We start from the raw sequence: 23,200 nt of genomic DNA, 5'->3' as shown, positions 1-23,200 counted from the left end.
GTCTTTGATCACCCCAACTCCGCCAGCACCGCATTCTTGAACAGATGCTGCTCCGCCTTGAGATCAACACCATAGCTCGCCGCATAAGGCGGCTGCGGCTGGCACGATAGCGTGACGATCACGGCTCGCGCTTTCCGGTTGACGTAGAGCGCCTGGCCGGCAAAGCCGAGGGCGACCATCGAACCGTCGGGATCGATCCACCAGCTGTAGCCGTATCCCCGTGCGCCGTAGCGATTGGTTTCGGGATCGAGGACGAAGGCGGGATGGGCGGCGCTTTCGATCCAGTCGGATGGCAGCATGGGCGCACCATCGATCACGCCGCCGCGCAAGAGAAACACGCCGAAGCGGCCAAAATCGCGCAAAGCTATTCCGGCACGGCTGCCGCCGATTTCCTGGCCGCCTTCGGACTCCAGCGTATAGAACGCGTCGAATTCCATGCCGAGCGGCGACCAGATCGTCTCCGACATGTAATCGGTCAGCGTTTTCCCTGTCGCGGCCGTCAGCAGGCTGCCGAGCAGATAGGTATCGCCGCTGTTGTAGTTGAAGTGACTGCCGGGCCGGTGTTCGGCCTTCAGGCTGCGCATCAGCGCCAGCACGCCGCCGGGGACCTTGTCGCCGAGCGATTTGCTGTAGCGGTTCACGTCGGAATTCCGGTCGGTGTAATCCTCATTCCACCGCACGCCGGAGGACATCGTGATCAGGTGGCGAATGGTGACGGCGTCATAGGCGCAGCCGCGCAATGCCGGGATATATTTCGAAACCGCGTCGTCGAGACTGCCGATGGCGCCCTGCTGCAAGGCGGCGCCGATCAGCGTCGATGTCAGCGATTTGATCATCGACATCGAGGACCAGCGAACGTTCTCCTCCAGCCCGAGCGCGTAGCGTTCCAGAACGATTTTTTCGTCCTTGATGACAAGCAACCCCGCAACATTGGCACGGCCGAAATACGCATCGACGCCGTGCGTTTTCCCATCGGCCTGATAATGCGGTGAGATCTCTTCGCCGCGCTGCAGTGGAAGAACTGATGTGCCGCGGCGGATCGCCCGCGTCACGAACATGCGATCGACATTGCGATAGGCGTAGGCCTGCTCGGTCGGCGACAGCAGCAGAAAATCCTCACCCTCCGGGACGTGGTGTCTTGGATGCGCAATGGCGCCAGTCATGCGAATCTACTCCATCACCCGAGCGCGCATATCGGCATCGGGCACAAAACATTGCTCATACTTGCCGAAAATCCGATAGCGGTTACGTGCGACGAGGCTGTAGACGCCGTCACGCAACGGCTTCGGCACCGCAAACAGTGCGCGCGTCCATCCCCAGCCGGGCAACGCGCCGAGCACCGTTAGCGCCGCGTCGGATTTGAAATAAGCGACGCCGCCATGAACGACGGCATTGGTATCGGGATCGTCAGGATTGATGCCGAAGGCCTGCGCCAGCCGCGTGCCGTAGCCGGACTGGATCGGCGTGAAGCGAAAACGGCGCTCAACGTCCCGCGTGGCGACGAAGCGGACCCAGCGCGAGCAGAAGATGCACACGCCGTCGTAGAGGATCACGTCATCGTCCGGCCATACCGTCATCTATTGTCCAGCGTCAGCAGCGCCACAAACATCAGCACGATTGCCGGCCCCGTCTTGACCAGCGCGCCGAGCGGCTCGATCCAGAGATCCGGCGTCAGGATCGCAGCGCCGACCATGTAGCCCAGCGCGACGACGATGCCGGCGATCAACCCCGCCGCCGCTGTGCGACGGAAGGCGATCGATGCTCATGTCCATCAGGCTGGTGACAGCAGTCATAGGATTGACCAGCCACGACGGAAAACCGTGCGCCCGCAGAATATCGGCGGCGGCAGTAAAAGAGATGACCAGCGAGATGAACCCGGACACCACCCAGAACACCGCAAGGCTGGCGATCACGAGCGCCTTGACCAGGAACAGTCGCGCGAACCATTTGTCCTGGATGGTGGCGGCATGCCCGCCCACCGCCTGCGCCAGCGTCTTCGGCACGATGCCGGTCGCGGCCACCCAGCTTGCGGGATCGCCGGTGACGCCGCGGCGCAGTTCGGCGATCGCCGTGGAGCGCATCGGCGGCATCCAGCCCAGCCTGTTGGCGAGGTCGCCCGACCTGGCACCGAGATTGAGCAGGAAACCGGGAAGCGTGATCCGCGGCATGCGGGAGGTGCCGCGCGACCAGCGGAATTGATCGATCACATTGCCAAGCGTGATCGGCTGCGGCTGCATCAGGTCCCACGCCACGGCATTTGTTGCGGGATCGCCGATGTCGCGCGTGGCAAGCCAGGCGATGGTCGCCGCGATATCCTCGACCGCGACCGGCTGGAACGGCGTCGCCGATTCATCGCCGGGCAATTGCAGCGGAAATGCCGCCAGCGCGCGCAGCATCGCGCTGCCGCCATAGGCCGCCGGAGCCACGACAAAGCCCGGCCGCAGGATCGCGTAAGGAATGCCGGACGCGGCAATCAGCCGCTCGGCCTCGCGCTTGGTCGTGCTGAAGGCGGTGCGGTCGTCATCGGCGGTGCCGGGGATCGAGATGTGAACGAAGCGCACCGCGCGGCCGCTGTCGCGGATCGCCGCCAGCAGCCGTTCGACGAAATCGCGATGCACCGCACGGGTGTCGCTGCCGGGGCCGTCCTGCAGCACGCCGAGGCAATTGATCACGACATCGATCTCGCGCTCGCGGATCAACCGCGCCAGCGAGGCTGCGTCCATCGACATGATCGGAAGCTCAAGGTCGGAGGCGCTGATTTTTTGCGACGGCTCGAAATGCCGCGCGATCCCGATCGCCTGAAAGCCCCGCAATCGCAGATCATCGGTGATGTACCTGCCGATCAGGCCGGAAGCGCCGAGGACGAGGATTTTGCGCGATGAAATTTCCGCGTTCATTTGCCCCACCTAAACCGGCTTCGCGATCATCAGCCACAGGATCGCCATGACCGAACCAAAGCCTGGAATACCGAACAGAAACCAGCGCCGGAATAGCGCGAAATACCGCGGCGGCAGCGGCGTGCTCTGCGCGGCGGCTGCGCGCGCGAGATCGCGCATCTCGATCTGCATGAAAATCACTGGCACCCAGAACAGTCCCGCTACCGCGTACAGCCCGAGCGAGGCCGAAATCCAGAGTTCGTTAAGGCCCGTCGATGACAGCATCATCAAAAGACCGCCGGTGACGGGCTGCAGCAGCACCGCCGTCAGCGTAAACAGCATGTCGACACCACCGTCGACCCGGTGCGGGCGATGAAGGAAGCGTCACCGCTGCGATGCGCCATCAGCATGAAAAACGCGATGCCGCTGCCGGTGCCGAGAATGACGATGGCGCCAAGCACGTGCAGATATTTGATCGCGAAATACAGCGTCATCGTTGCGTCATCGTTTTTTGGCCGGGCTTTGCGCGCGCAGCTTCAGGGCGCGATCGAGTTCATTGGCGACGCTTGTTACACCAGCTTCGGTTTCCGGCAGCCAGTGCCCTTCACTGCCATAGGCCCCGAGCACGCGGAAATCGACCTTGCCGCCGGCGCTGCGGAACGCGTCCGCCAGTTGCCGCGACAGAACAGGCGAAAAATAGCTGTCATTGGCCGCCACCAGCCATGTGACGGGCACGCGCGCGGTTTTTCCGAATTCCCGTGCGGCGGCCATCAGCGTGTGCGGCGCGCAGACCTGACCCGGAAAATCATTGGCACGGCCGCCGCGGCCGGGCGCAAAGGCGATGATGGCGGCAACGTCCTTCGGGTCTTCACTGGCCAGCGCCAGCGCGCCCCAGCCGCCGGCCGAGTGCCCGATCACGATCATTCCGTCTGACCGGATGAACGGTTGCTTGCGCACGAAGCCCGTTGCCGCCGCGATCACATCAGCGGTGACGCGGCCTGACCTGGCGTAATCAGCCTCGTCGCAGCCGCCCTGGTCTTCAAGGTATTTGCCGCCCGTGGCGCCATGGCCTGGACGCTCCGGCACCAGAACGGCAAAGCCGCGCGCCACCAGCCACGCGGCGAGCGCGCGGTATTCGGGCTGCGGCATTTGCGCGCGACGCAACACGTTCTGGGTGGTGGCATGCGCAATCAACGCGAGCGGAAACGGGCCGGCGCCCGGTGGACGAAACAACACCGCATGCGACGGGGGACCGAAGTCAGGCGACGGCACCAGCCATTGCTGCAGGCGATTAGGTTCGCCCTCGGTGCCTTGCGCGCCGAGGTTTTGCTGGGCCTCACCGGGCTTCACACCGAGCGCGGCAAGCACAACCACTGCGATTAACACTTTAGCCGGATGCATGGATTGGCCTGACGCAGCCGAAGGATGGGGAATCCGAATTCGACAACAGAATACCGGCGGCGAATCAAATCCAGCGCATTTTTCCGTGCCGGAATTCCTGGAGACGTTCCCGGATATCATTCTGAGCATGGTTTAGCCCGGCCGAGGATCAACGAAATGCCGGTAAAGTCAGCCTCTTGTCCTTTTTCGGTACAACCGGACCGGAAACTGATGCAGAAAATCCACAGGTTAACCGATAATTAACGATGGACCTTGAAGACAACGCGCTGACTTGCTTTGATTGGGGTCATGAGCACAACCCTGATCGAGGTTCGGCCGGCCAAAGCTGCGGATGCAGCCGCGGTGGCGTCCACCCATGACGAAGCCTGGCGCTCGGCCTATCAGGGCATCATTCCCGGCGCCGAACTTGAAAAGCTGATCAACCGTCGTGGCCCGCAATGGTGGGACAGCGCAATCCGCAAGGGCAGCCGCGTCAGCGTGCTGGTGTTCGGCGACAAGGTCGCGGGCTATGCCAACTACGGCCGCAACCGCGCCCGCAGCCTGCATTTCGAAGGCGAAATTTACGAGCTCTATCTGCGTCCGGAATTCCAGGGTCTCGGCTTCGGCCGCCGCCTCTTCACCTCCGCCCGCCGCGATCTCTTGCAGAGCGGCCTCAAGAGCATGGTGATCTGGGCGCTGTCCGACAACGATCCCGCGACGGAGTTCTATCGCGCGCTCGGCGGCCGCATGGTCGCCCGCTCGTCGGAGAAGTTCGGGCCCAAATCGCTCGACAAGGTCGCCTTCGCCTGGACCAACTGAACCAAGCCTGAAACGCCCATTTTTCGGGCTGATCGTCATATCAGACGAAAGCGCGACTCGCGCCTTCAGTATGGCTTGACCTTGCCTTCCATCATTTCTAAAGCCGCCTGCATGCGATGGATGCGCCGGGGATCCAGCGCGGAACCCGCGCTTGGCGCATCTGCCAGGCATGACCATCCAGCCAGTCGAAACACGACTGCGCCAAGCAACCACGGAGCCCTCCATGCGCATTGACGCCATTTCAATCGGTAAGAATCCGCCGCATGACGTCAACGTCATCATCGAAGTGCCGGTCGGCGGCGAGCCGATCAAATATGAAATGGACAAGGAGGCCGGCACACTGGTCGTCGACCGCTTCCTCTATACGGCGATGCGCTATCCCGGCAATTACGGCTTCATCCCGCACACGCTGTCCGGCGACGGCGATCCCTGCGACGTGCTGGTCGCCAATACACGCGCGATCGTGCCGGGCGCCGTCATGAGCGTACGGCCGGTCGGCGTGCTGCTGATGGAAGACGAGGCCGGCGGTGACGAGAAGATCATCGCGGTGCCGACGTCGAAACTGACTCAGCGTTATGACAAGGTGAAAAACTACGACGACCTTCCCGACATCACGCTGCAGCAGATCCAGCACTTCTTCGAGCATTACAAGGATCTCGAACCCGGCAAATGGGTCAAGGTGCTGCGCTGGGGCGATGCCAACGACGCCCAAAGGCTGATCATCGAAGGCATCGAACGGGCGCAGGGGAAGAAGTAGGCGGTTAGCGCCCCGGGACCAATTCTTTGTGATAAATCTCGTCATGCCCGGCCTTGTGCCGGGCATCCACGTCTTTGGTCACGCGCCGACGGCTATGCCCCGGCCATGACGGAGAGTCCCATGCGACGGCTGATCAGATTTATCCGCAACCTCGCGCTGCTTCTGATCGCTGCTATCGTGATCCTCGCCGGCGTGCTGGTCTTCAACGTCGTCAAACATGGCTCACGGCAAATTCAGGTGGCGGCGATCCCGCGCGTTGCGATTGACGCGCAAGCCGTTGCGGCGCGCCTCAGCGAGGCGATCCGCTTCCGCACCATTTCGAGCCACGAAAAGCCCGACCAGCACGCCGAGGCCTTGCGCGGCATGCAGGCGCATATCGAGAAGAGCTTTCCGGCGTTCCACGCCGCGGCGAAGCGCGAGATCGTCGGCCAGTACAGCCTGCTTTACACCTGGGAAGGCTCCGACCATAAAATGCCGCCGATCGCGCTGCTCGCGCATCAGGACGTGGTGCCGGTCGCGCCCGGCACCGAGAAGGACTGGCAGCAGCCGCCTTTTGATGGCGTCATTGCCGATGGTTTCATCTGGGGCCGCGGCTCCTGGGATGACAAGGGCAACCTCTATTCGATGCTGGAGGCCGCCGAGACGATGACCAAGGGCGGCTTCCGCCCGAAGCGAACGATCTACTTTGCGTTTGGCCATGACGAGGAAACTGCCGGCACCGCGGGCGCCAAGGCCATCGCGGCGCTATTGGCCTCGCGTGGTGTCCGCCTCGATTTCGTCGTCGACGAGGGCCTCCTGATCACCGAAGGCATGATCAAGGGCCTTGACAAATCAGCGGCGCTGATCGGCGTTGCCGAAAAGGGCTACGCCTCGCTGGTGCTGAGCGCGCAGGCAACGCCCGGTCATTCCTCGATGCCGCCGCGCGACACCGCGATCGGCATGCTGAGCGCGGCGCTGGCGCGGCTCGAAGACCATCGCCTGCCGATGCATATTCGCGGCACGGTCGCCGAAATGTTCGACACGCTGGCGCCGGAGATGAACGGTTTCAACCGCGTCGTGCTGTCGAACCTGTGGCTGTTCAAGCCGCTGTTGCTCCGCGAGTTCGAGAAGAACGGCCCGAGCGAGGCGACAATCCGCACCACGACGGCGCTGACGATTTTCCATGCCGCGACAAGGACAACGTGCTGCCCGGCAACGCCGAAGCCACCGTCAACTTCCGCATGATCCCGGGCGACACCCAGGCCAGCGTCACCGACCATGTGCGCAGCACGATCCGCAACGATCGCATTTCGATCAAACCATTCCCCGGCAACACCGATCCGCCACCGGTGACGGGCACTGCGAGCCCGTCGTTCCAGATGCTCAACCGTACCATCCGCGAGGTTTTTCCTGACGTCATCGTGGCGCCCGGACTGATGGTGGGCGCGACCGATTCGCGTCACTTTGCCGGGATCACCGACAAGATTTTCCGCTTCTCGCCGGTGCGCGCCAATTCCGACGATCTGAAGCGCTTCCACGGCACCAACGAGCGCCTCAGCCTTGACGGCTATGCCGACATGATCCGGTTTTATCGGCGGCTGATCGAGAACGCGGCGGGGTGACGGGCGCTCCGTTTCTTAACCTCGCCCCGCTTGCGGGGAGAGGTCGGATTGCGAAGCAATCGGGTGAGGGGGTACAGGTATCAATTGGCACGAGCATTCGCGGTGAGAGCCCCTCACCCCAACCCTCTCCCCGCAAGAGCGGGGCGAGGGAGAACTCACACCGCCGGCTTCGGCAGCCCGTGAATCGCACACGCCGCGCGCAGCGTGTTCACCAGCAGACACGCCACCGTCATTTGCCCGACGCCGCCCGGCACCGGCGTGATCGCACCGGCGACGTTGAGCGCTTCGGCATAGGCGACGTCGCCGACCAGGCGCGTCTTGCCGTCGGCGGCCGGCAGGCGGTTGATGCCGACATCGATCACGGTAGCGCCTGGCTTGATCCAGTCGCCGCGCACCAGTTCCGGCTTGCCGACGGCCGCATAGACCAGATCGGCGCGGGCGCATAATTGCGCCAGATCGCGCGAGCGCGAATGCGCGATCGTCACGGTCGCGTTTTCGTTGAGCAGCAGTTGCACCAGGGGACGGCCGACCAGGTTGGAGCGGCCGATCACGATGGCGTTCATGCCTTCGAGCGAGGCATGCACGCTCTTGGTGAGAATAATGCAGCCGAGCGGCGTGCACGGCGACAGCGCGGCAAAGCCGCCGGCGAGGCGCCCCGCATTGTTCGGATGCAGCCCGTCGACATCCTTGGCGGGATCGATCGCATTGATGACGGTTTCGGTATGCAGCGATTTCGGCAGCGGCAGTTGCACCAGGATGCCGTGCACGGCGGGATCGCGATTGAGTTGCGCGATCAGCGCCAGCAAGTCCGCCTGCGCGACGTCTTCGGGCAGCACGTGCTCGAACGATGCCATGCCGGCTTCCTGGGTCTGCTTGTGCTTGCTGCGGACATAGACCTGGCTCGCCGGGTCGCTGCCGACCAGCACCACCGCGAGCCCCGGAATTATCTGATGCGCGGCCTTGATCCGCGCGACCTCGCCGGCAACGCGGCCGCGGAGCTCAGCTGCAATGATCTTTCCATCGATGATGCGGGCGGTCATCTCAATCCTTCGTATCCGGTTTGACTGCGGTCAGTTTGCGCAAGGTGTCGCCCAGTGATTTGGGGTCGCCGTCGACGGCAACCTGCTTGAGGCGCGATGTCGCGCCCGACAGGATTTTCACCCTGGCCTTGGGCACGCCAAGCACCTTCGCCATCAACTCGGTGACCGCGCGGTTGGCCTCGCCGCCCTCGGCGATGGCGCGAACGCGAATCTTGACCACGGAACGCCCGTTGGCGAGCGTCTCAATCCCGTCGATGTCGTCGCGGCCGCCGCGCGGCGTGACCCGCAGCGCCACACTGATGCCCTCGGTGGAATAACGCCAAGGATCCATCAATTCGCGGCGCCCTCGATCAGATCACGTTGGGATAGATGTAGTAGGCGATCACCCGCTGGATGAACATGATGATCAGGATCAGGATAATCGGCGAGATATCGAGGCCGCCCAGACTGGGCAACATCCGACGTATCGGCGCCAGCACCGGCTCGGTGATCCGGTAAAGGAATTCGGCCACGGCCGCGACGAACTGGTTGCGCGTATTCACGACATTGAAGGCGATCAGCCAGGACAGGATGGCGGAGGCGATCAAGAGCCAGATATAGAGGTCGAGGACGATGGAGATGATGTCGAGGACAGCGCGCATGATGGAGGGGGCTCGCAGGTGGGGTAACCTGCTAGATATCGGTTCATCCCCCCGCAAACAAGGGAAGTTCCCATCAAAAAGACCCCGGAATCGGCGCTTTAACCGTTCTTGACTTGACCTTGGGCCGGATTGTAAATGGCGACGATTGTCGGTCGCCTGTTCTCAGTTTGGGCGGCCGCGATGGGGCCATAGCTCAGCTGGGAGAGCGCGTCGTTCGCAATGACGAGGTCGGCGGTTCGATCCCGCCTGGCTCCACCAGCCTTCGCTTGCTTCGCAAGCTACGGCTCGGCAAGCCCTGCCGTGCCCTCTCGTAGCGAAGCTAGCGAAGGCTGCCGCGCCATAGCCCGAAGGGCGACGGCGGGCTGGTTCCACAAGCACACAACCCCCTCACTTCCCCGTAAACCGCGGCGGCCGCTTCTCCATGAAACTCGCCACACCCTCCTTAAAATCGCTGCCCTTGAGCGCGATCTGCATTTCCCGGTTGGCGTCGATGGTGGCCTCGGCCAGCGTCTGGAACGGCACGTCGTAGAGCTGGCGCTTGATCACCGAGATCGCGCTGGGCGAGACGAAATCGGCGAGGTCGCGGGCATAGGCGTAGGTCTGCTCGCGCAATTGATCCGGCGCATAGAGCCGGTTGACGAGGCCGATGCGCAGCGCCTCCTCGCTGGAGACGCGGCGCGAGGACATCAGCAGATCGAGCGCGTTGGCGTGGCCGACGATTCGCGGCAGCATCCAGCTGATGCCGTGCTCGGCGATCAGCCCGCGGCGCGAGAACGCGGTCGTGAACACGGTGTTGTCCGCGGCAAAGCGCAGATCGCAATACAGCGCATGCACGAGGCCGATGCCGGCGGTGGCGCCGTTCAGCATGCCGATCACGGGTTTTGGAATCGCCGGATAATAAGCGTAGCGCGTCTGCCAGTCGGCGCGCCGGTTCATGTCGAACGGCGTGTTCTCGCCGCGCCTGATTTCGTTGGGATCGATCCCCTTCAGCCCTTCCATATCGGCGCCGGCGCAGAACGCGCGGCCCGCGCCTGTCAGCACAATGACGCGCACATTGTCATCGGCAGCAGCGGTTTCCATCGCATGGCGCACGTCGCGCTCCATGATCGCGGTCCACGCGTTCATGCGGTCCGGCCGGTTGAGCGTGATGGTCGCGACCTTGTCGCTCACTTCGTATAGAATGTGTTGGTAGGTCACCGCGATCTCCCCGTTGTTTTCTGTTGTTGAATTTCGCGCGCGCGCCTTTCGGCCACGCCATGCGGACAGACTAGCACATCTGATGGTTTTGAAAGGCGCGTGAAGGCGCGAGGAAATTCCGCGTGGCGGCTATTCGGCCGCTTCCGACATGATCGACATCGGCATGCGCTTGAGCCAGCCGGCGATGAATTGCTGCAGCCACGCGCGCTCGGCGACGTCATGCACCGCACGATCGGCGAAGTGCGAATGCGGCGCCCGCGCACCCGGCAAATCCATTGTCTCGCAGCGCGTGGTCCAGCGATGCATCATCGCGTAGGTCACGTCGGGATGAAACTGGAAGCCGAAGGCATGGCCGGACTGGAATGCCTGCACCGGAAAGTCGTCACCCTCCGCCAGCAATTCGGCGCCGGCCGGCAGCGCGAACCCCTCGCGGTGCCAGTGGTAAACCTGATCCGGCCAGTTCGGGCAGACCGCCTGGCCGGCTTGCGTCGGGCGGATCGGGTAGTAGCCGATCTGGGTACGGCCTTGCGGATGGGGCGCTACCGGCGCGCCCAATTGTTTGGCGAGCATCTGGGCGCCGAGGCAGACGCCGAGGAACGGCCGCTGCTCGCGCAGGGCAATTTCGATCCAGTCGATCTCCCGGCGCACATATTCGTCGCTGTCATTGGCGCTCATCGGGCCGCCGAAGATCACCGCGCCGGCATGCAGATCCAGCGTCGCCGGCAGGGGATCGCCGAACCTCGGGCGGCGAATGTCGAGGGTATGCCCCAGCGCACGCAGCGCGTTGCCGACCCGGCCCGGCGTCGAACTCTCTTGGTGTAGGACGATCAGGACGGGCAGCAGAGGTGGCAGCAGGGTTTCCGGTGCGGCAGCCAGCGCCCTTCGCCCCGGAAAGGGCAGGACGTTTTCGCCATTTTTTCGCGACCGGAACGACATCGACGTGCTCAGGGCCTCAAACCAAAACCATACCTAAGTGAGTCTTAATTTCAGGTGAGTTCATGCGGGGCCTGCAGATATTTGCAAATATCTGTAAGCAAATCGCGGGCCAGAGCGTCTGTGAGGCGTATCACGCCGCCATTTCAGCGCTTGCGCAGCTGGAAACGGCCGACCGCCCCCAGGATGAACGAGCGCGGGAAGAACCGGAGCAGGAACGGCACGATCTTGATGCCAAGCCCGGGCAACACCGCGCGCTTGTTGGCCATCAGCCCGTCATAGGCCTGCTTGGCGACATCGGCGGGCAGGACGTTGAGGATCACCGAATCAAATCCGGGCGCGAAGCCGGCGCGGGCCTGGAACTCCGACGGCACCGGGCCGGGACACACCACGGTCACGCGCACGCCGCGCGGTCCCAGTTCCGCCCGCATCGCTTCGGTGAAGGACAATACATAGGCCTTGGATGCGTAATAGACCGCCATGCCCGGGCCCGGCAGAAAACCCGCGACCGAGCCCATGTTGAGCAGCCCGCCGCGATGGCGGATCAGCTGATCGGCAAACCGCAGCGACAGATCCGTCAGCGCACGGATATTGACCGTGATCATGTCGAGCTGATCGGCGCGATCGCGCTGGATCGCCTTGCCGAACACGCCGAAGCCCGCATTGTTGACGACATATTCCACTTCGACGCCGGCCGCCGTCAGTGCGTCGGCAATCTGGTCGGTTGCCCCCGTTTGGGTGAGATCGCAGGGAATCACGATCGGCGCAGCACCGCCGGCCGCCGTGATCTCAGCTGCCAACGCCGTCAGCCGGTCCGCGCGCCGCGCCACCAGCGCCACACGATGACCCCTGGAAGCAAACACGCGCGCCAGTTCGGTGCCTATGCCCGCCGATGCACCGGTAATCAGCGCCACACGCTCAGTCACGATGGAATGCTCTTAAATGAATTACGGAAATGCCGCCCAACGGAAGAACGAGAGCATAGGCTTGTGGTGTGACGCAAGCCACCCCGCAAGCATATCGCCATGCAAAGGCACGCGCCTACTGAATCGAAGTCCAGTATTTTCAGGGCCTATCGCACGCCGGGATGGCGGGCCGCGCTCCACATTAAAGTTTCGTCATCTGCGACCAGGCGCACCGCTTACGTCGTCGCGTCGGCCGCCTTCGACGCGCCCGCGAGGGGCTTGCCTTCAGACTTGCCCTCAGAATTTCCTTGCCGCTCCGCGACACGGTGCTTGAGATCGATCCGGTCGCGCGACGAGACGCCCAGGAGATCTGCGGCGCGCCAGAGCACGTTATCCTCGAACTCGGTGACATCACCGTCGGCATAGACCATTTCCCACATCATCTCGACGATGCGGAGCCTGCCCTCCTCATTCACGCTGCGCATGATGACGCTGGTGAAATGATAGAGATCGACCGCGTCGCCTTCGACCCGCGTCGCCGAGGCGATCAATCGGTCCGCGGTGCCCGGATCGAGCTCAAAGCGGCTCTCGATCAGGCTGTGCAATTTGCGCTTCTCCAGCGCCGTCGGCTCGCCGTCGAGCGAGACGACGTGAACCAGCAGCGCCGTCGCCGCCAGAAGATACCCGGTATCGTCGAACGCCCGATCCTGATTCGCATCGGGGGAGACAATGTCGGCGATGAATTGGCGAAGTCCGTCGAGCATCGACACCTCTGTGGAACGAAGATTGGTAGCGGTTATATGGCGTGGAAAATCAGGCTGTGCAATGCGCGGGAGCAGCCGGGGAAGCATTACGTTTAGGCAATCTATTGCCCCTACGGCGTCATTGCGAGCGAAGCGAAGCAACCCATAGCGGTGCGAGCGGAGGAATGGATTGCTTCGCTTCGCTCGCAACGACGGAACCTGTCCTACGGTATTTCGTACACCACGATCTTGTCGGCGATGCCGCGCAGCGCCGCCTGTTTCTGGATCGGCTTGATCGCTTCCCTCTCGAGGATGCCAGCAACCGCAGGCGACTCGATCACCGGACCGGTGATGTGCATTTCCTGCGAAGTCGACAGGCTCTGCACACGGGCGGCGATATTCACGGTCTGGCCGAAATAGTCCTGCCGCTCGTTGAGCATGACGGCAAGACACGGGCCCTCGTGAATGCCGATCTTGACGACGAGGTCCTCGGTGCCGCGCGCAGCATTGAGGGCGTCCATCGCGGAGCGCATGCGCAAGCCCGCAACGATCGCATGTTCGGGCTTGATGAACGTCGCCATCACGGCATCGCCAATCGTTTTGACGACGGCGCCCTTTTCCGACGAGATGATTTCCAGCAGCGCATGGAAATGCGCGCGCACCAGGTCGAACGCGGCGAGATCGCCGACCCGCTCGTACAGAGCAGTCGATCCTTTCAGATCGGTGAACAGGAAGGTCAGCGACGTGATCTTGAGGCGTTGATCGACGCTGAGATTGTCGGCCTTGAACACGTCGCGGAAGGTCTGGTTCGACAGCATCCGCTTGGCCGTGAGAAACGGCTTCCGCTTGCCGATCAGGTGATGCATCACATCGCCAGCGATAAAGACCGTAGGCAACGTCCGCACATCGGCCTGATTGTCGAGCGACAATCGCAGCGGTCCCGGACGCAGGATCCTGGTTCCGCCCGTCGGCGTCGGGGTCTTGTTGTAGACCAGCGACAGTTGCTGGCGTTCCTTGGTCGGCTCGCCCTGAACGTCGATGAACTCAGCCGAATGCGTCACCGGTTCGAACACGATGATGAATTCTTTCGGCAATTGCAGCGACAGCACCGCCTTCTCGCCCGCCGGCAGTTCAAGCGTATCCAGCGTCACCTCGTCGGCCAGCGTCGCGATATCAGCCGCGTCGAAATCGATGCCCGAACTCCAGAACATCTGCTTGTAGTATTCCCAGACCGGCAGCGTATTGGGATCATGCGCGGCGATGCGCCGAACGCGCGGGCTGACGGTAAATGCCACCTCGACCTGCTCGTCGACCGAGGCCTCGTAACCGCAGGCGCAAAGACCGCAATGGTAGTCGTCCGGACTGAGCGATTTCAGCGTACTGTGGGCGCCGAGCACGCCGCCGCAACCGGGACACAACACGTTCCAGGTCAGGTCGAACAATCCAAGCCGCGACGCGTGCAGAAAGCCCGAAATCACCCGCTCTTCGTCCAGCCCGGTGCGTTTCGCAAAATCCAGCACGTTGATACGGTTGAGCTCATGATCCTGGCCGTTCTCGACCGCAAGCCGGATCGCATCGGCCACCGCGGGATCGGCGGTCTGATTGAGCATGGAAAATTGCGCTTTGACGTCACTCATGATCGCAGCCTAGAGCAGATTGGGCGGGCCTCCAAGCCAGGCAATGCGCCATGCGCATCACCGCGGCACGATGGCAAACAGCGGTGAGCGGTCCGGCTGGGTCGTCACCACGCCGACCGGCATTACCGGCGCCTTGTCGACCATGCTGACACGGAACGCGCCGATCATCTTGGCCAGCGCCAGCACCGCCTCCACCAGCGCGAAATGCGCGCCGATGCAGACGCGCGCGCCGACGCCGAACGGCAGATAAGCGAAGCGATCGGGCGGCGTCCCCGTCATGAACCGCGAGGGCACGAACGCGTTCGGATCACGCCACAGTTTTTCATGCCGGTGCAGCAGCCATGGCGCGATCAGTACGACATCGTTTTTCTTCACCGGCATGCCGCCGATCGTATCCGGCCCGGCTGCCGCGCGAATGATCAGGAAAGCGGGCGGGTAAAGCCGCATGGTCTCGTCGACCACCGCGCGGGTGAATGTCAAGCGTTCGATGTCAACCGCCCCGTTTACGGTGGCGAGCTCGCCATTGACGCTCGCGCCCTGTACCTCGGCCGCAACCTGCTCCTGGGTCGTGGGGTCGAGCGCCAGAAGATAGAGCGACCAGAACAGCGCGGTGGCAGTCGTCTCGTGGCCGGCGAGAATCATGGTTGCGACTTCATCGCCGAGCTGTTCGTCGGTGAAGGCCTCGCCGGTTTCGGGATCGCGCGCCGCGCCCATCAGGTCGAACAGATCGCGCGGCGGGGCGCCTTCGGTCTTGCCGGCGGCGCGGCGCTCTTCCATCAGCATGCCGACAAAGGCCGTCCAGCGCTTGCGGAAGCGGGCGCGCGCGAAATCCTGCGGGCTTGGCCAGCGCGGCGGCAGCAGCATGTCGAGAAAATGCGGCGACGCCAGCCGCTCGCCATACTCGGTCACGAAATTGCGCAAGGCGGCGCCGTGACGGTCCATACCGAAGGAAAACATCGTGCGTCCGGCAATCTCGAGCGTCATCCGCTGCATCGCCTGGCGCAAATCGACCGGCGCATTGCTGGCGGCCCTGAGCTTGGCGATGGTCTGATCGGTTGCCGACAGCATGTGCGGAACCAGCGTCGTCACCGCGCGCGGCGTGAAGGCCGGCGACAGCGTTCGGCGCTGATGTTTCCAGGCGCGTCCCTCGGCGGTCAACAATCCGTCGCCGACCAGCGGCCGCAGCACCCGGAAGCTGGCCGGCGTGCGCGTATAATTCTCGTAGTTGTCGACCAGGACATGCCGGATCGCGTCTGGCGTGTTCAGGATGAAAGTGCTGCGCCTGAAGAAGCGGCCGCGGACGATGTCCTCTTCATAGGCCCGCTGGCCCCAGCTGCCGATCACGTTCTCGCGGATCGCCTTGATCCGCCGCAGCATCGTCATGTCGTCAGGCGCACGCGGCGGGCTCGGTGGCACCAGCGGTCGCGCGACCGGCATGTCGTAGGCTTCGGCAATGCTCATAGGCGCCACTTTCGTAGCCCGGATGAGCGAAGCGATATCCGGGATGGTGCCAAAGCCCCGCATATCGCTGCGCTCATGCGGGCCAAAATCTATCCAAGATCTATCTATGTCTCCGATCCCGGCATGACAAAGGCGCCGGCACCGGTAATGGTCGAGAAAACAGCTAATAAGTCAGCTCAGCTACCGCAATCCGGTTTTCCGCTGCCGGCCAGGCCCGCGCCACGATTCGCTCCTGGTTGAACAGCGCCACCACGGCGCGGCCTGCCTCCTCGGCCGGAAGCCGCAAGGTGGTGACCGAATCGGTCGGCACGCCCGCTTTCACGTCCTTGGGCTCCTTGCCGTCGAACAGCACCACGTCGCGCGGCAGGCCGAAATAGCCCCGCGGCCGCGACATCAGCACGACAGCGCCGGCACCGGAATCGGCAGACCCGAGCGGCCGGGCGGCCCGCAAATGCAGGATGTCGGAGGAGCGCGGGAATGGCGAACGGTAAAAATGCGTCGTGGTCGCGTGCGGCGAGGTCAGCACGATTTCGAGATACCAGCTCGGGTCGACCTGCGCCGGACCCCAGCGGCCATCGGCGCCGGTCTGCGAAGAATGAATCGGCCCGCCATTGCGTTCGCCGGTCTCGGCGGAGACGCGATAGACATCGACCGTTGCGCCGGATACCGGACGGTTGGTCTGAACGCCGGTCGGAGTGCCCGTCACCAGCCCGCTCAGCTTGACCTGCGCTTCCGGCACGATATCGAGACGCGACGGTTCGCGGCCGGCAATGAATTTGTAGATCTCGCGGAAGGCGCGCGGATGGTATGCGGTCTCGCGATGATCGATGGCCCCGAGCGCCAGATTGGTTGCACCTTTCAGCGCCGGACCTTCTGCGGTCACGCCGGTTGGCGTGCCCGGCTTGCCGACGAAGCGGCCGTCGGCTTGCGCGAATTTGTCGATGCCGTCGCTGCGCAGCGTCAGAAATCCCGTGCCAACCGTGACTTCGTTTTCGCCCTCGTTCAGGCCGCGCAGGAAAGGCCCGCGGCCGTTGAACTCGCCGCCGAGGCCGTCATCCCAGTCATAGACGCCGTGGTTGGGAACGCCGCAGAGCACGGCATGGCTGACATCGCCGCCGCCGCCGTTCTTGACATAGTTGCGGATCGAATTGCCGCCGCGCGAATTGCCGACCAGCGCGACGCGCGGCGCACCGGTGCGGCGCTTCAGTTCCTTGATCGCCTCGCCAAGTTCACGGCGCTGGTCTTCGGTCGACGAACGGTTCGGCTGCTCCACCTTGTCGTCGCTGCGCGCCAGGGGATCGGTGAAATTGATCGCGAACATCCGCTCTTGCGGCACGCCGTTCGATTCCATCCGCCACAGCGTGGTGATCCAGAGCGCGGCATGATCGCCATTGCCATGCACGAACAGGATCGGCGGAATATCGGTGGCGGCGGGCACGGCCGGCGCAGCCTGTGCCATCGCCCCGAATCCGAAGGGGCTACCCAGCAAAGGCAGCGCGCCGGCACTTTTCAGGATCGATCGCCGCGATAGGCTCATTTTATGACCTTCCGTTACTTTTCAGTACTTTAGCTGTGTCCTAGCACCACCGAGGGCGGCGTAACTACTGGACAGGGCAGGGTTTTCGCAGGCATCTCTCTAAATGCAAATGGAATCAAATCGGTGACAGGGGACAGGCGGAACGGACCATGACCGACCAGCCTAAGCGCTCGCGTTTTGCCGCCGACAGCATCGCAGCGCCGCTGCGGCACGCGGTGTTCCGGCGGATCTGGCTCGCCAGCCTGGTCTCCAACCTCGGTCTGTTGATCCAGGGCGTCGGCGCGGCCTGGGCGATGACGCAGATGACGTCCTCGGCCGACAAGGTCGCGTTGGTGCAAACCGCGCTGATGCTCCCCATCATGCTGATCTCGATGCCGGCCGGCGCCATCGCCGACATGCACGACCGGCGCGTCGTGGCGCTGGTCTCGCTGTCAATCGCACTGGTCGGCGCCACCGCACTGACCGTGCTGGCGTGGTTCAACCTCGTCACCCCGAATGTGCTGCTGGCGCTGTGCTTCATCGTCGGCTGCGGCATGGCGTTGTTCGGGCCGGCCTGGCAGGCCTCGGTCAGCGAGCAGGTGCCGGCAGAAACGCTGCCGCAGGCCGTCGCGCTCAACGGCATCAGCTATAACATCGCGCGCAGCTTTGGACCGGCGGTCGGCGGCATCGTGGTCGCGACCGCGGGTGCGGTCGCGGCGTTTGCGGTCAACGCGGTGCTCTATCTGCCGCTGATGGTCGTGCTGTTTCTGTGGAACCGGACCCACGAGCCCTCACGCCTGCCGCGCGAGCGTCTCAACCGCGCGATGGTCTCCGGCGTGCGCTATATCGCCAACTCGCCGTCGATCCGCATCGTGCTGATACGAACATTGGTCACCGGCCTGATCGGCGGTTCGGTCTCTGCGCTGATGCCGCTGGTGGCGCGCGATCTCTTGCATGGCGGCGCGCAAACCTACGGCATCATGTTAGGCGCCTTCGGCATGGGCGCCGTTATCGGCGCGCTCAACATCACCGAAGTGCGCAAGCGGCTGAGCGGCGAAGCCGCGGTGCGCGCCTGCGCGATATCGATGGCCGGCGCGATTGCCGCCGTCGCATTCAGCAAGAACGCGGCGCTGACCGCAGCGGCCCTCGTGCTCGCCGGCGGCGTGTGGATGCTGGCGGTCGCGCTGTTCAACATCGGCGTGCAGCTCTCGGCGCCGCGCTGGGTCGCGGGCCGCTCGCTGGCAGCCTTCCAGGCCGCGATCGCCGGCGGCATCGCGGTCGGAAGCTGGGGCTGGGGCCATCTGACGGACTACGCCGGCGTCGAGACCGCATTGCTGGTCTCCGCAGGCCTGATGCTGGTTTCGCCTGTTCTCGGCATCTGGCTGCGCATGCCGCCGGTCGGCGCGCGCAACGAGGCCGCCACCGAAGTGCTGGCCGATCCCGAAGTGCGGCTGTCGCTGACCGGACGCAGCGGACCGCTGGTGGTCGAGATCGAATATCGCGTGGCGCAGGACAACGCCCGGCTGTTCCACAACGTGATGCAGGAAGTGCAGCTGAGCCGCCAGCGCAACGGCGCCTATGGCTGGTCGATCGCGCGCGACATCGCCGATCCCGAATTGTGGACCGAACGCTATCACTGCCCGACCTGGCTGGATTATCTGCGCCAGCGCAACCGCGCGACGCAATCCGAACGCGCGTTGCATCAGCGCGCGATCGACTTCCACCTCGGACCCGAGCCGATCCGCGTGCGCCGCATGCTGGAGCGGCCGTTCGGATCGGTGCGCTGGAAGGAAGATACGCCCGACCGCGCCGCCAACGAGGTGTTGCCGGTCGCCACCGTGGCGGGGAGTAGTACGTGATTGTCATTCCCCGATGCGCAATTGCGCATCTGAGGGCATCGCGAAGCGATGAGCCGGAATCCATTGGGCGGCAGGTTACGCGGATGAATGGATTCCGGGCTCGTGCTTCGCACGCCCCGGAATGACGGAGAGACTAACTATCGCCCGTGGCTCGCCAGCGTTTGCTGACAGCCCTTGCTGATACGGGCGCGGTTCTGCTGCAGGCAGGCCAGCACGACCATGTCGCCGTCATTCATCTGGGCGCGGCAAAAGCGCGAGACGTCGCGGGCGCAGGCGTCATGGCCCGGCTGCTGCGCCGAAGCCATTGAGGTCATCAGAACCAAGGGAATAACGAAAAGAAATCTGGTCATCTTAGTTGCCTTCACACACAGCAATAAACGATCCCCGCCTTCTATCGCGTTTTCAGGCGAAAGCCAGCCCGGACCCCCAAAGCGTTTTCCAGCGAAGTGGCCCCCCGGTTCGCGTGAAGAAAACGCGTCAGAACAAAAGATAGAGCCCCGTTCCGATTCAATCGGAACGGAAAAGGCTCTGGTCGGGCAAAAGCGGCGCCCGGGAAACGAAAAAACGCCTGCGTCGCATCGACGCAAGCGCTTTTCGAGAGCCGAGGCGGAATGGGATTATTGCGCGGCGACCTTGCTGGACTTCTGCGCGGCGAAATCGCGGTCCATCACGGCGCGGCAACCGCCGGAAAGATTAGCGCGATTCTTGACCATGCAGGCGGTGATCTTCGGAATGTTCGGGATTTCGGAGCTGCAGAGGCGGAAGGCATCGCCCGTGCACTGCGAGCGGGCTTCTTCGCTGAAGGCATAGCTCGCGGTCGAAGTAACTGCGGAAAGCGAGGCGGCAACGGCCAGCACGACACTGACGTTGCGAACGGTGGTGAAGAAAGCGGTCATTTTCGGCTCCCATTGGCGCCGCGGATGCGGGGCCCGTTGTTGATGACCGCACCATGCACCCGGGTTCCCGACCCCGCTGTGACGTCCATCACACAGAGATAAGCCCCTAACTTTCTTGGGCTCCCGGCGCCGTGTTGGGGAGGCGTTAAGACCTTATTGGCATTAATGGCCCGTTGCGTTGTGTCCCTTGCGTTATGTGGAAAGTGTAGCGATGCGTAATGCGTTAGGCCTGATGCTGGCCACTGTTGTTTCGGCGTCTGTGATCGCCGGTGTTTGGTTCTGGACCTCTTCGCCGCGCGCTGATGCGGCCCCTCAAACTGTCGCCGCCCGCAAGGCCGAGCCGTTACCGGCCACCGCTGCCAAGCCGAAGGATGACGTCGAGGTAACGGCTTCGCTCACGAAACCGGCCCCGCCGCCCGCACCTGCTGCGCCGGTGGCCGCAAAACCGGTTTGCGCCAATCCCGATGCGCTCGGCGTCAGCCGCACGGTCATTATCGACACCACGGGCGGACCGGGGTTCGGCTTCCTGCAATACAAGCAGTTCGACTTCCTGACCGAGAAAGAGGTCGTGCTGACCTTCGATGACGGTCCGTGGCCGACCACCCCTGCAGTGCTGAAGGCGCTGGCGGACGAATGCACCAAGGCGGTATTCTTCCCGGTCGGCAAGCACACGACTTATCATCCGGAAATCCTCCGCCAGGTTTTCGTCGCCGGACACACCGTCGGCTCGCACACCTGGTCGCACGCGCATCTCGACAGCAAGAAAATGACGGAAGCGCAGGCCAAGGAAGAGATCGAGAAGGGCTTTAGTGCCGTGAAGATGGCGATCGGCGCTGCACCCGCGCCGTTCTTCCGCTTCCCCGGGCTCGGACACACCCAACCCACGCTGGCCTATCTCGGTACGCGAAACATCTCGATGTTCTCGGTCGACGTCGATTCCAACGACTTCAAATCCTCGGGTCCCGACCAGGTGATCCAGAACGTCATGACCAAGCTCGACAAGCAGGGCAAGGGCGTCATCCTGATGCACGACCTGCAGAAGCATACGGCGACCGCCTTGCCGACGCTGCTGCGCCGCCTCAAGGCCGGTGGCTACAAGGTCGTGCTGATGAAGGCCAAGGCGCAGCTCGAGACCCTGGCCGAGTATGACGCGATGCTGGTCAAGGACCTCAAGGTCCCGACCGTCGCCAGCCGCCCGATCGCCAGCGTGGTGCAGACGGCTCAGGAGTAGTCAGGCGTCGGCGCCGCCGGCGTCAAGCCCACAACAAAAACGCGCCCCGGCTCAATCCCGCGGGCGCGTTTTGCTTTCTGGAATTACCAGTAAATGCCGTGTCGATGCAGCGCGTTGATGATACGCCGTTCGGTCCAGTAGCGTGACCTGCGGGGCTTGTCGTATCGCGGACCATCATCATATCGACGCGAGTCCAAGTATTGCCGCTCATCCTTGTAGCGCGGTTCGTCGCGATATCGCGGCTCGTCCTTGTAACGGGGCTCGTCCTTGTACCGCGGCTCGTCGCGATACCGGTCAGGCTTGGCTTCGACGATCGCGGGACGCTCGACATATCTCGGAGCCTCGGTCCTCGGCGCGTCCGCCTTTGGCGCTTCGGCTGCCTGCGGGACTTCCGCAACGCGCGGGGCTTCGGCGGTCTGCGAAACTGTGTTTGCCTTGGCGGCGGGTGCCGGGGCAGTCGTCTGCAGGCCGCTTCCGGCCAGCGAGAGGCTCCGGTTGTCCCCTCCGTGCGCGGCGGCAGACGCCAAAACGAACCCTGCGATCAGAATGATTTTGCGCATGATGTCTCTCCCGTTTTTGGTGGCGGGAAAACTAGGCGAGGACCGCGGATCGTTATGTGAGATAGGTCACGCAAGGACGTGCGGTGCGCGGGGGCGGCCGCAAGCAGCATTCGAATCAGTCGGCGCGCAAACCACTAGCGGGGCCGTGCTGCGTCGTCGGCCAGCTCCAGCGGATCTTGCGCGGCCTCAAAACGGGGAATGAGGCCGGCGGGAAGTGCAACCAGCTTTGCTGCACGGTTGGCGGACGATCCAAACACGGTGGCTGCCGCGACGTGCTTGGCGAGTTGCGTATAGTCGTTCCAAATCAAATAGAACATCAGCGGTGGCTGCTCGCCATTATCAAGCAATTGGCTGGCGCGTTCGCCGGCTCCCTCGGTGAGCCACCATTGGTGCGCCAACGTGACAATCCTTCGAAAGTTACGAATCGTGCCGGACTGCTTGCTGGGTTCAACGCCGGACAATTGGGCGCAATGTGTCAGCCAATTGAGTCCGGCCAAAATAGCAATCGCAAAATCGGTCGTCGCAGCTCCAGTGAAATCGATCACGGTCTCGTCGTGAGGGCGCTGAAACAAGTAGGCGTTCATCATCTCGATCTGGCGTTCCGCACCGGTCAGCAACTCGAATTGCGGGCTTGGCACCATCGTCACATACCGCATCGCTTCGAGTCGGGTGTGATCCCAGACCGAGCCGATATCGCCATCCAGATCCGAAAGCGCCCGCTTGCAGGCCGGATAGATCAGTTTGCCGTTATCGGCATCGTCGAGGTATCGCGGAACGCGGCTACGTATTTCTTCAAGGATCGCGTGCGATCCGCCAGCGCGCCCCTGGTCGGCGGACTTCGTCGAAGGCTTTTTCGATTTCCACCAGTCAAACACTGCCTTGCCCTCTGGCCAGGCGAAGAAATCAGGAGCAAAGCCAGATAATAGCGACCGCCATTGGCAAGCCCAAGACCAGGGCAACGGCAATTGTCGATGTGAATGCGGAAAGCAAATTTACCCCCAGTTGCACCTTGCCCGGTTCAGACATGGCTCTACTCCACGGTTCGGAATGGCAAAGCCGTCACCGGGACAGCGGAGACGGCTTATCGCCGCACACTCGTTTCCAGAAGGGACAGCGCAGGGTGCGCCGACATGGTTAATGAAGGGTTA

21 protein-coding genes, 1 tRNA gene and 3 pseudogenes are annotated in these 23,200 nt (G+C 63.3%); 6 read left to right on the top strand and 19 right to left on the bottom strand.

The features are described from left to right. Nucleotides 1-8: 8 nt before the first annotated feature. From JQ575_RS24675 to JQ575_RS24655, 5 genes and pseudogenes are all read right to left on the bottom strand, one after another. The gene (locus JQ575_RS24675) at nt 9-1,163 is read right to left on the bottom strand and encodes a serine hydrolase (protein WP_212035743.1); all 1,155 of its coding nucleotides are present in this window, start codon (nt 1,161-1,163) and stop codon (nt 9-11) included. A gap of 6 nt (nt 1,164-1,169) precedes the next feature. Continuing rightward, nucleotides 1,170-1,577 (bottom strand): thiol-disulfide oxidoreductase DCC family protein, encoded by a 408-nt coding sequence (locus tag JQ575_RS24670; protein WP_212035742.1) that lies wholly within the window; start codon nt 1,575-1,577, stop codon nt 1,170-1,172. Continuing rightward, a pseudogene (locus tag JQ575_RS24665) lies at nt 1,574-2,897 on the bottom strand (SDR family oxidoreductase). Before JQ575_RS24665 ends, JQ575_RS24670 begins: the two are co-directional and overlap by 4 nt. Nucleotides 2,898-2,906: 9 nt before the next feature. Then, nucleotides 2,907-3,370, bottom strand: a pseudogene (locus JQ575_RS24660) (DUF2269 family protein). A gap of 7 nt (nt 3,371-3,377) precedes the next feature. Then, nucleotides 3,378-4,277: an alpha/beta fold hydrolase gene (locus JQ575_RS24655; protein ID WP_212035741.1), complete on the bottom strand. Its 900-nt coding sequence runs from the start codon at nt 4,275-4,277 to the stop codon at nt 3,378-3,380. Between the two features lie 288 nt (nt 4,278-4,565). Here JQ575_RS24655 and JQ575_RS24650 point away from each other — a divergent pair, with 288 nt between their 5' ends. The 3 genes and pseudogenes from JQ575_RS24650 to JQ575_RS24640 all read left to right on the top strand — a co-directional run bounded on the left by JQ575_RS24650 (nt 4,566) and on the right by JQ575_RS24640 (nt 7,433). After that, nucleotides 4,566-5,075, top strand: a complete 510-nt coding sequence (locus JQ575_RS24650) for a GNAT family N-acetyltransferase (RefSeq protein ID WP_192739389.1) — start codon at nt 4,566-4,568, stop codon at nt 5,073-5,075. A 223-nt stretch (nt 5,076-5,298) separates the two neighbouring features. Continuing rightward, the gene (ppa, locus tag JQ575_RS24645) at nt 5,299-5,832 is read left to right on the top strand and encodes an inorganic diphosphatase (RefSeq protein WP_212035740.1); all 534 of its coding nucleotides are present in this window, start codon (nt 5,299-5,301) and stop codon (nt 5,830-5,832) included. Between the two features lie 120 nt (nt 5,833-5,952). Continuing rightward, a pseudogene (locus tag JQ575_RS24640) lies at nt 5,953-7,433 on the top strand (M20 family peptidase). A 155-nt stretch (nt 7,434-7,588) separates the two neighbouring features. Here JQ575_RS24640 and folD read toward each other — a convergent pair. From folD to JQ575_RS24625, 3 genes are read right to left on the bottom strand one after another with little or no spacing between them, the layout of a single operon-like run. Then, on the bottom strand, nt 7,589-8,473 hold the full coding sequence (folD, locus tag JQ575_RS24635; protein ID WP_212035739.1) for a bifunctional methylenetetrahydrofolate dehydrogenase/methenyltetrahydrofolate cyclohydrolase FolD: 885 nt from the start codon (nt 8,471-8,473) through the stop codon (nt 7,589-7,591). Between the two features lies 1 nt (nt 8,474). Next, nucleotides 8,475-8,804: a DUF167 domain-containing protein gene (locus JQ575_RS24630; protein ID WP_409364812.1), complete on the bottom strand. Its 330-nt coding sequence runs from the start codon at nt 8,802-8,804 to the stop codon at nt 8,475-8,477. 19 nt (nt 8,805-8,823) lie between these two features. Continuing rightward, nucleotides 8,824-9,114: a YggT family protein gene (locus JQ575_RS24625; RefSeq protein WP_192739394.1), complete on the bottom strand. Its 291-nt coding sequence runs from the start codon at nt 9,112-9,114 to the stop codon at nt 8,824-8,826. A gap of 182 nt (nt 9,115-9,296) precedes the next feature. Here JQ575_RS24625 and JQ575_RS24620 point away from each other — a divergent pair. Further along, a tRNA-Ala gene (locus JQ575_RS24620) sits at nt 9,297-9,372 on the top strand. 129 nt (nt 9,373-9,501) lie between these two features. Here JQ575_RS24620 and JQ575_RS24615 read toward each other — a convergent pair. From JQ575_RS24615 to JQ575_RS24585, 7 genes are all read right to left on the bottom strand, one after another. Then, the gene (locus tag JQ575_RS24615) at nt 9,502-10,311 is read right to left on the bottom strand and encodes an enoyl-CoA hydratase (protein WP_192739395.1); all 810 of its coding nucleotides are present in this window, start codon (nt 10,309-10,311) and stop codon (nt 9,502-9,504) included. 129 nt (nt 10,312-10,440) lie between these two features. Then, nucleotides 10,441-11,247 (bottom strand): glutamine amidotransferase, encoded by an 807-nt coding sequence (locus tag JQ575_RS24610; protein ID WP_212035737.1) that lies wholly within the window; start codon nt 11,245-11,247, stop codon nt 10,441-10,443. A 143-nt stretch (nt 11,248-11,390) separates the two neighbouring features. Further along, on the bottom strand, nt 11,391-12,170 hold the full coding sequence (locus tag JQ575_RS24605) for an SDR family oxidoreductase (protein WP_212035736.1): 780 nt from the start codon (nt 12,168-12,170) through the stop codon (nt 11,391-11,393). Between the two features lie 215 nt (nt 12,171-12,385). Next, nucleotides 12,386-12,913: a TerB family tellurite resistance protein gene (locus JQ575_RS24600; protein WP_212035735.1), complete on the bottom strand. Its 528-nt coding sequence runs from the start codon at nt 12,911-12,913 to the stop codon at nt 12,386-12,388. A 203-nt stretch (nt 12,914-13,116) separates the two neighbouring features. Further along, nucleotides 13,117-14,529: an adenylate/guanylate cyclase domain-containing protein gene (locus tag JQ575_RS24595; RefSeq protein WP_212035734.1), complete on the bottom strand. Its 1,413-nt coding sequence runs from the start codon at nt 14,527-14,529 to the stop codon at nt 13,117-13,119. Nucleotides 14,530-14,586: 57 nt separating this feature from the next. Continuing rightward, the gene (locus tag JQ575_RS24590; RefSeq protein WP_212035733.1) at nt 14,587-15,990 is read right to left on the bottom strand and encodes a cytochrome P450; all 1,404 of its coding nucleotides are present in this window, start codon (nt 15,988-15,990) and stop codon (nt 14,587-14,589) included. 163 nt (nt 15,991-16,153) lie between these two features. Continuing rightward, nucleotides 16,154-17,527, bottom strand: a complete 1,374-nt coding sequence (locus JQ575_RS24585) for a hydrolase (RefSeq protein ID WP_212035732.1) — start codon at nt 17,525-17,527, stop codon at nt 16,154-16,156. Nucleotides 17,528-17,676: 149 nt separating this feature from the next. Between JQ575_RS24585 and JQ575_RS24580 the strand changes: the two genes are divergently transcribed. Continuing rightward, nucleotides 17,677-19,365 (top strand): MFS transporter, encoded by a 1,689-nt coding sequence (locus tag JQ575_RS24580; protein ID WP_212035731.1) that lies wholly within the window; start codon nt 17,677-17,679, stop codon nt 19,363-19,365. Nucleotides 19,366-19,502: 137 nt separating this feature from the next. Here the strand turns inward: JQ575_RS24580 and JQ575_RS24575 are convergent, their stop codons facing one another. Both JQ575_RS24575 and JQ575_RS24570 read right to left on the bottom strand, forming a co-directional pair. Then, a complete protein-coding gene (locus JQ575_RS24575) occupies nt 19,503-19,715 on the bottom strand; it encodes a hypothetical protein (protein ID WP_212035730.1) in 213 nt (70 codons plus the stop codon). Nucleotides 19,716-19,982: 267 nt separating this feature from the next. Then, a complete protein-coding gene (locus JQ575_RS24570) occupies nt 19,983-20,261 on the bottom strand; it encodes a hypothetical protein (protein WP_212035729.1) in 279 nt (92 codons plus the stop codon). Between the two features lie 211 nt (nt 20,262-20,472). Between JQ575_RS24570 and JQ575_RS24565 the strand changes: the two genes are divergently transcribed. Beyond that, nucleotides 20,473-21,492, top strand: a complete 1,020-nt coding sequence (locus JQ575_RS24565) for a polysaccharide deacetylase family protein (RefSeq protein ID WP_212035728.1) — start codon at nt 20,473-20,475, stop codon at nt 21,490-21,492. Between the two features lie 83 nt (nt 21,493-21,575). On the opposite strand, the gene JQ575_RS24560 is transcribed toward JQ575_RS24565, so the two are convergent. Continuing rightward, nucleotides 21,576-22,052 (bottom strand): hypothetical protein, encoded by a 477-nt coding sequence (locus tag JQ575_RS24560; RefSeq protein WP_212035727.1) that lies wholly within the window; start codon nt 22,050-22,052, stop codon nt 21,576-21,578. A 134-nt stretch (nt 22,053-22,186) separates the two neighbouring features. Beyond that, nucleotides 22,187-23,011, bottom strand: a complete 825-nt coding sequence (locus JQ575_RS24555) for a hypothetical protein (RefSeq protein WP_212035726.1) — start codon at nt 23,009-23,011, stop codon at nt 22,187-22,189. Between the last annotated feature and the right edge of the window lie 189 nt (nt 23,012-23,200).

The organism is Bradyrhizobium sp. JYMT SZCCT0428, from assembly GCF_018131075.1.
GTDB lineage: Bacteria > Pseudomonadota > Alphaproteobacteria > Rhizobiales > Xanthobacteraceae > Bradyrhizobium.
The sequence above is the reverse complement of the archived record's forward strand: the minus strand, read 5'-3'. Positions and strand labels throughout refer to the sequence as shown.

Excerpts from the sequence above, each read along its gene's own strand:
- JQ575_RS24575 (WP_212035730.1), bottom strand. The coding sequence starts at position 19,715 with ATGACCAGATTTCTTTTCGTTATTCCCTTGGTTCTGATGACCTCAATG.
- JQ575_RS24670 (WP_212035742.1), bottom strand. The coding sequence starts at position 1,577 with ATGACGGTATGGCCGGACGATGACGTGATCCTCTACGACGGCGTGTGC.
- folD (WP_212035739.1), bottom strand. The coding sequence starts at position 8,473 with ATGACCGCCCGCATCATCGATGGAAAGATCATTGCAGCTGAGCTCCGC.
- JQ575_RS24560 (WP_212035727.1), bottom strand. The coding sequence starts at position 22,052 with ATGCGCAAAATCATTCTGATCGCAGGGTTCGTTTTGGCGTCTGCCGCC.
- JQ575_RS24585 (WP_212035732.1), bottom strand. The coding sequence starts at position 17,527 with ATGAGCCTATCGCGGCGATCGATCCTGAAAAGTGCCGGCGCGCTGCCT.
- JQ575_RS24580 (WP_212035731.1), top strand. The coding sequence starts at position 17,677 with ATGACCGACCAGCCTAAGCGCTCGCGTTTTGCCGCCGACAGCATCGCA.
- JQ575_RS24610 (WP_212035737.1), bottom strand. The coding sequence starts at position 11,247 with ATGTCGTTCCGGTCGCGAAAAAATGGCGAAAACGTCCTGCCCTTTCCG.
- JQ575_RS24600 (WP_212035735.1), bottom strand. The coding sequence starts at position 12,913 with ATGCTCGACGGACTTCGCCAATTCATCGCCGACATTGTCTCCCCCGAT.
- JQ575_RS24675 (WP_212035743.1), bottom strand. The coding sequence starts at position 1,163 with ATGACTGGCGCCATTGCGCATCCAAGACACCACGTCCCGGAGGGTGAG.
- ppa (WP_212035740.1), top strand. The coding sequence starts at position 5,299 with ATGCGCATTGACGCCATTTCAATCGGTAAGAATCCGCCGCATGACGTC.
- JQ575_RS24630 (WP_409364812.1), bottom strand. The coding sequence starts at position 8,804 with ATGGATCCTTGGCGTTATTCCACCGAGGGCATCAGTGTGGCGCTGCGG.
- JQ575_RS24650 (WP_192739389.1), top strand. The coding sequence starts at position 4,566 with ATGAGCACAACCCTGATCGAGGTTCGGCCGGCCAAAGCTGCGGATGCA.
- JQ575_RS24570 (WP_212035729.1), bottom strand. The coding sequence starts at position 20,261 with ATGACCGCTTTCTTCACCACCGTTCGCAACGTCAGTGTCGTGCTGGCC.
- JQ575_RS24625 (WP_192739394.1), bottom strand. The coding sequence starts at position 9,114 with ATGCGCGCTGTCCTCGACATCATCTCCATCGTCCTCGACCTCTATATC.
- JQ575_RS24590 (WP_212035733.1), bottom strand. The coding sequence starts at position 15,990 with ATGAGCATTGCCGAAGCCTACGACATGCCGGTCGCGCGACCGCTGGTG.
- JQ575_RS24595 (WP_212035734.1), bottom strand. The coding sequence starts at position 14,529 with ATGAGTGACGTCAAAGCGCAATTTTCCATGCTCAATCAGACCGCCGAT.
- JQ575_RS24565 (WP_212035728.1), top strand. The coding sequence starts at position 20,473 with ATGCGTAATGCGTTAGGCCTGATGCTGGCCACTGTTGTTTCGGCGTCT.
- JQ575_RS24655 (WP_212035741.1), bottom strand. The coding sequence starts at position 4,277 with ATGCATCCGGCTAAAGTGTTAATCGCAGTGGTTGTGCTTGCCGCGCTC.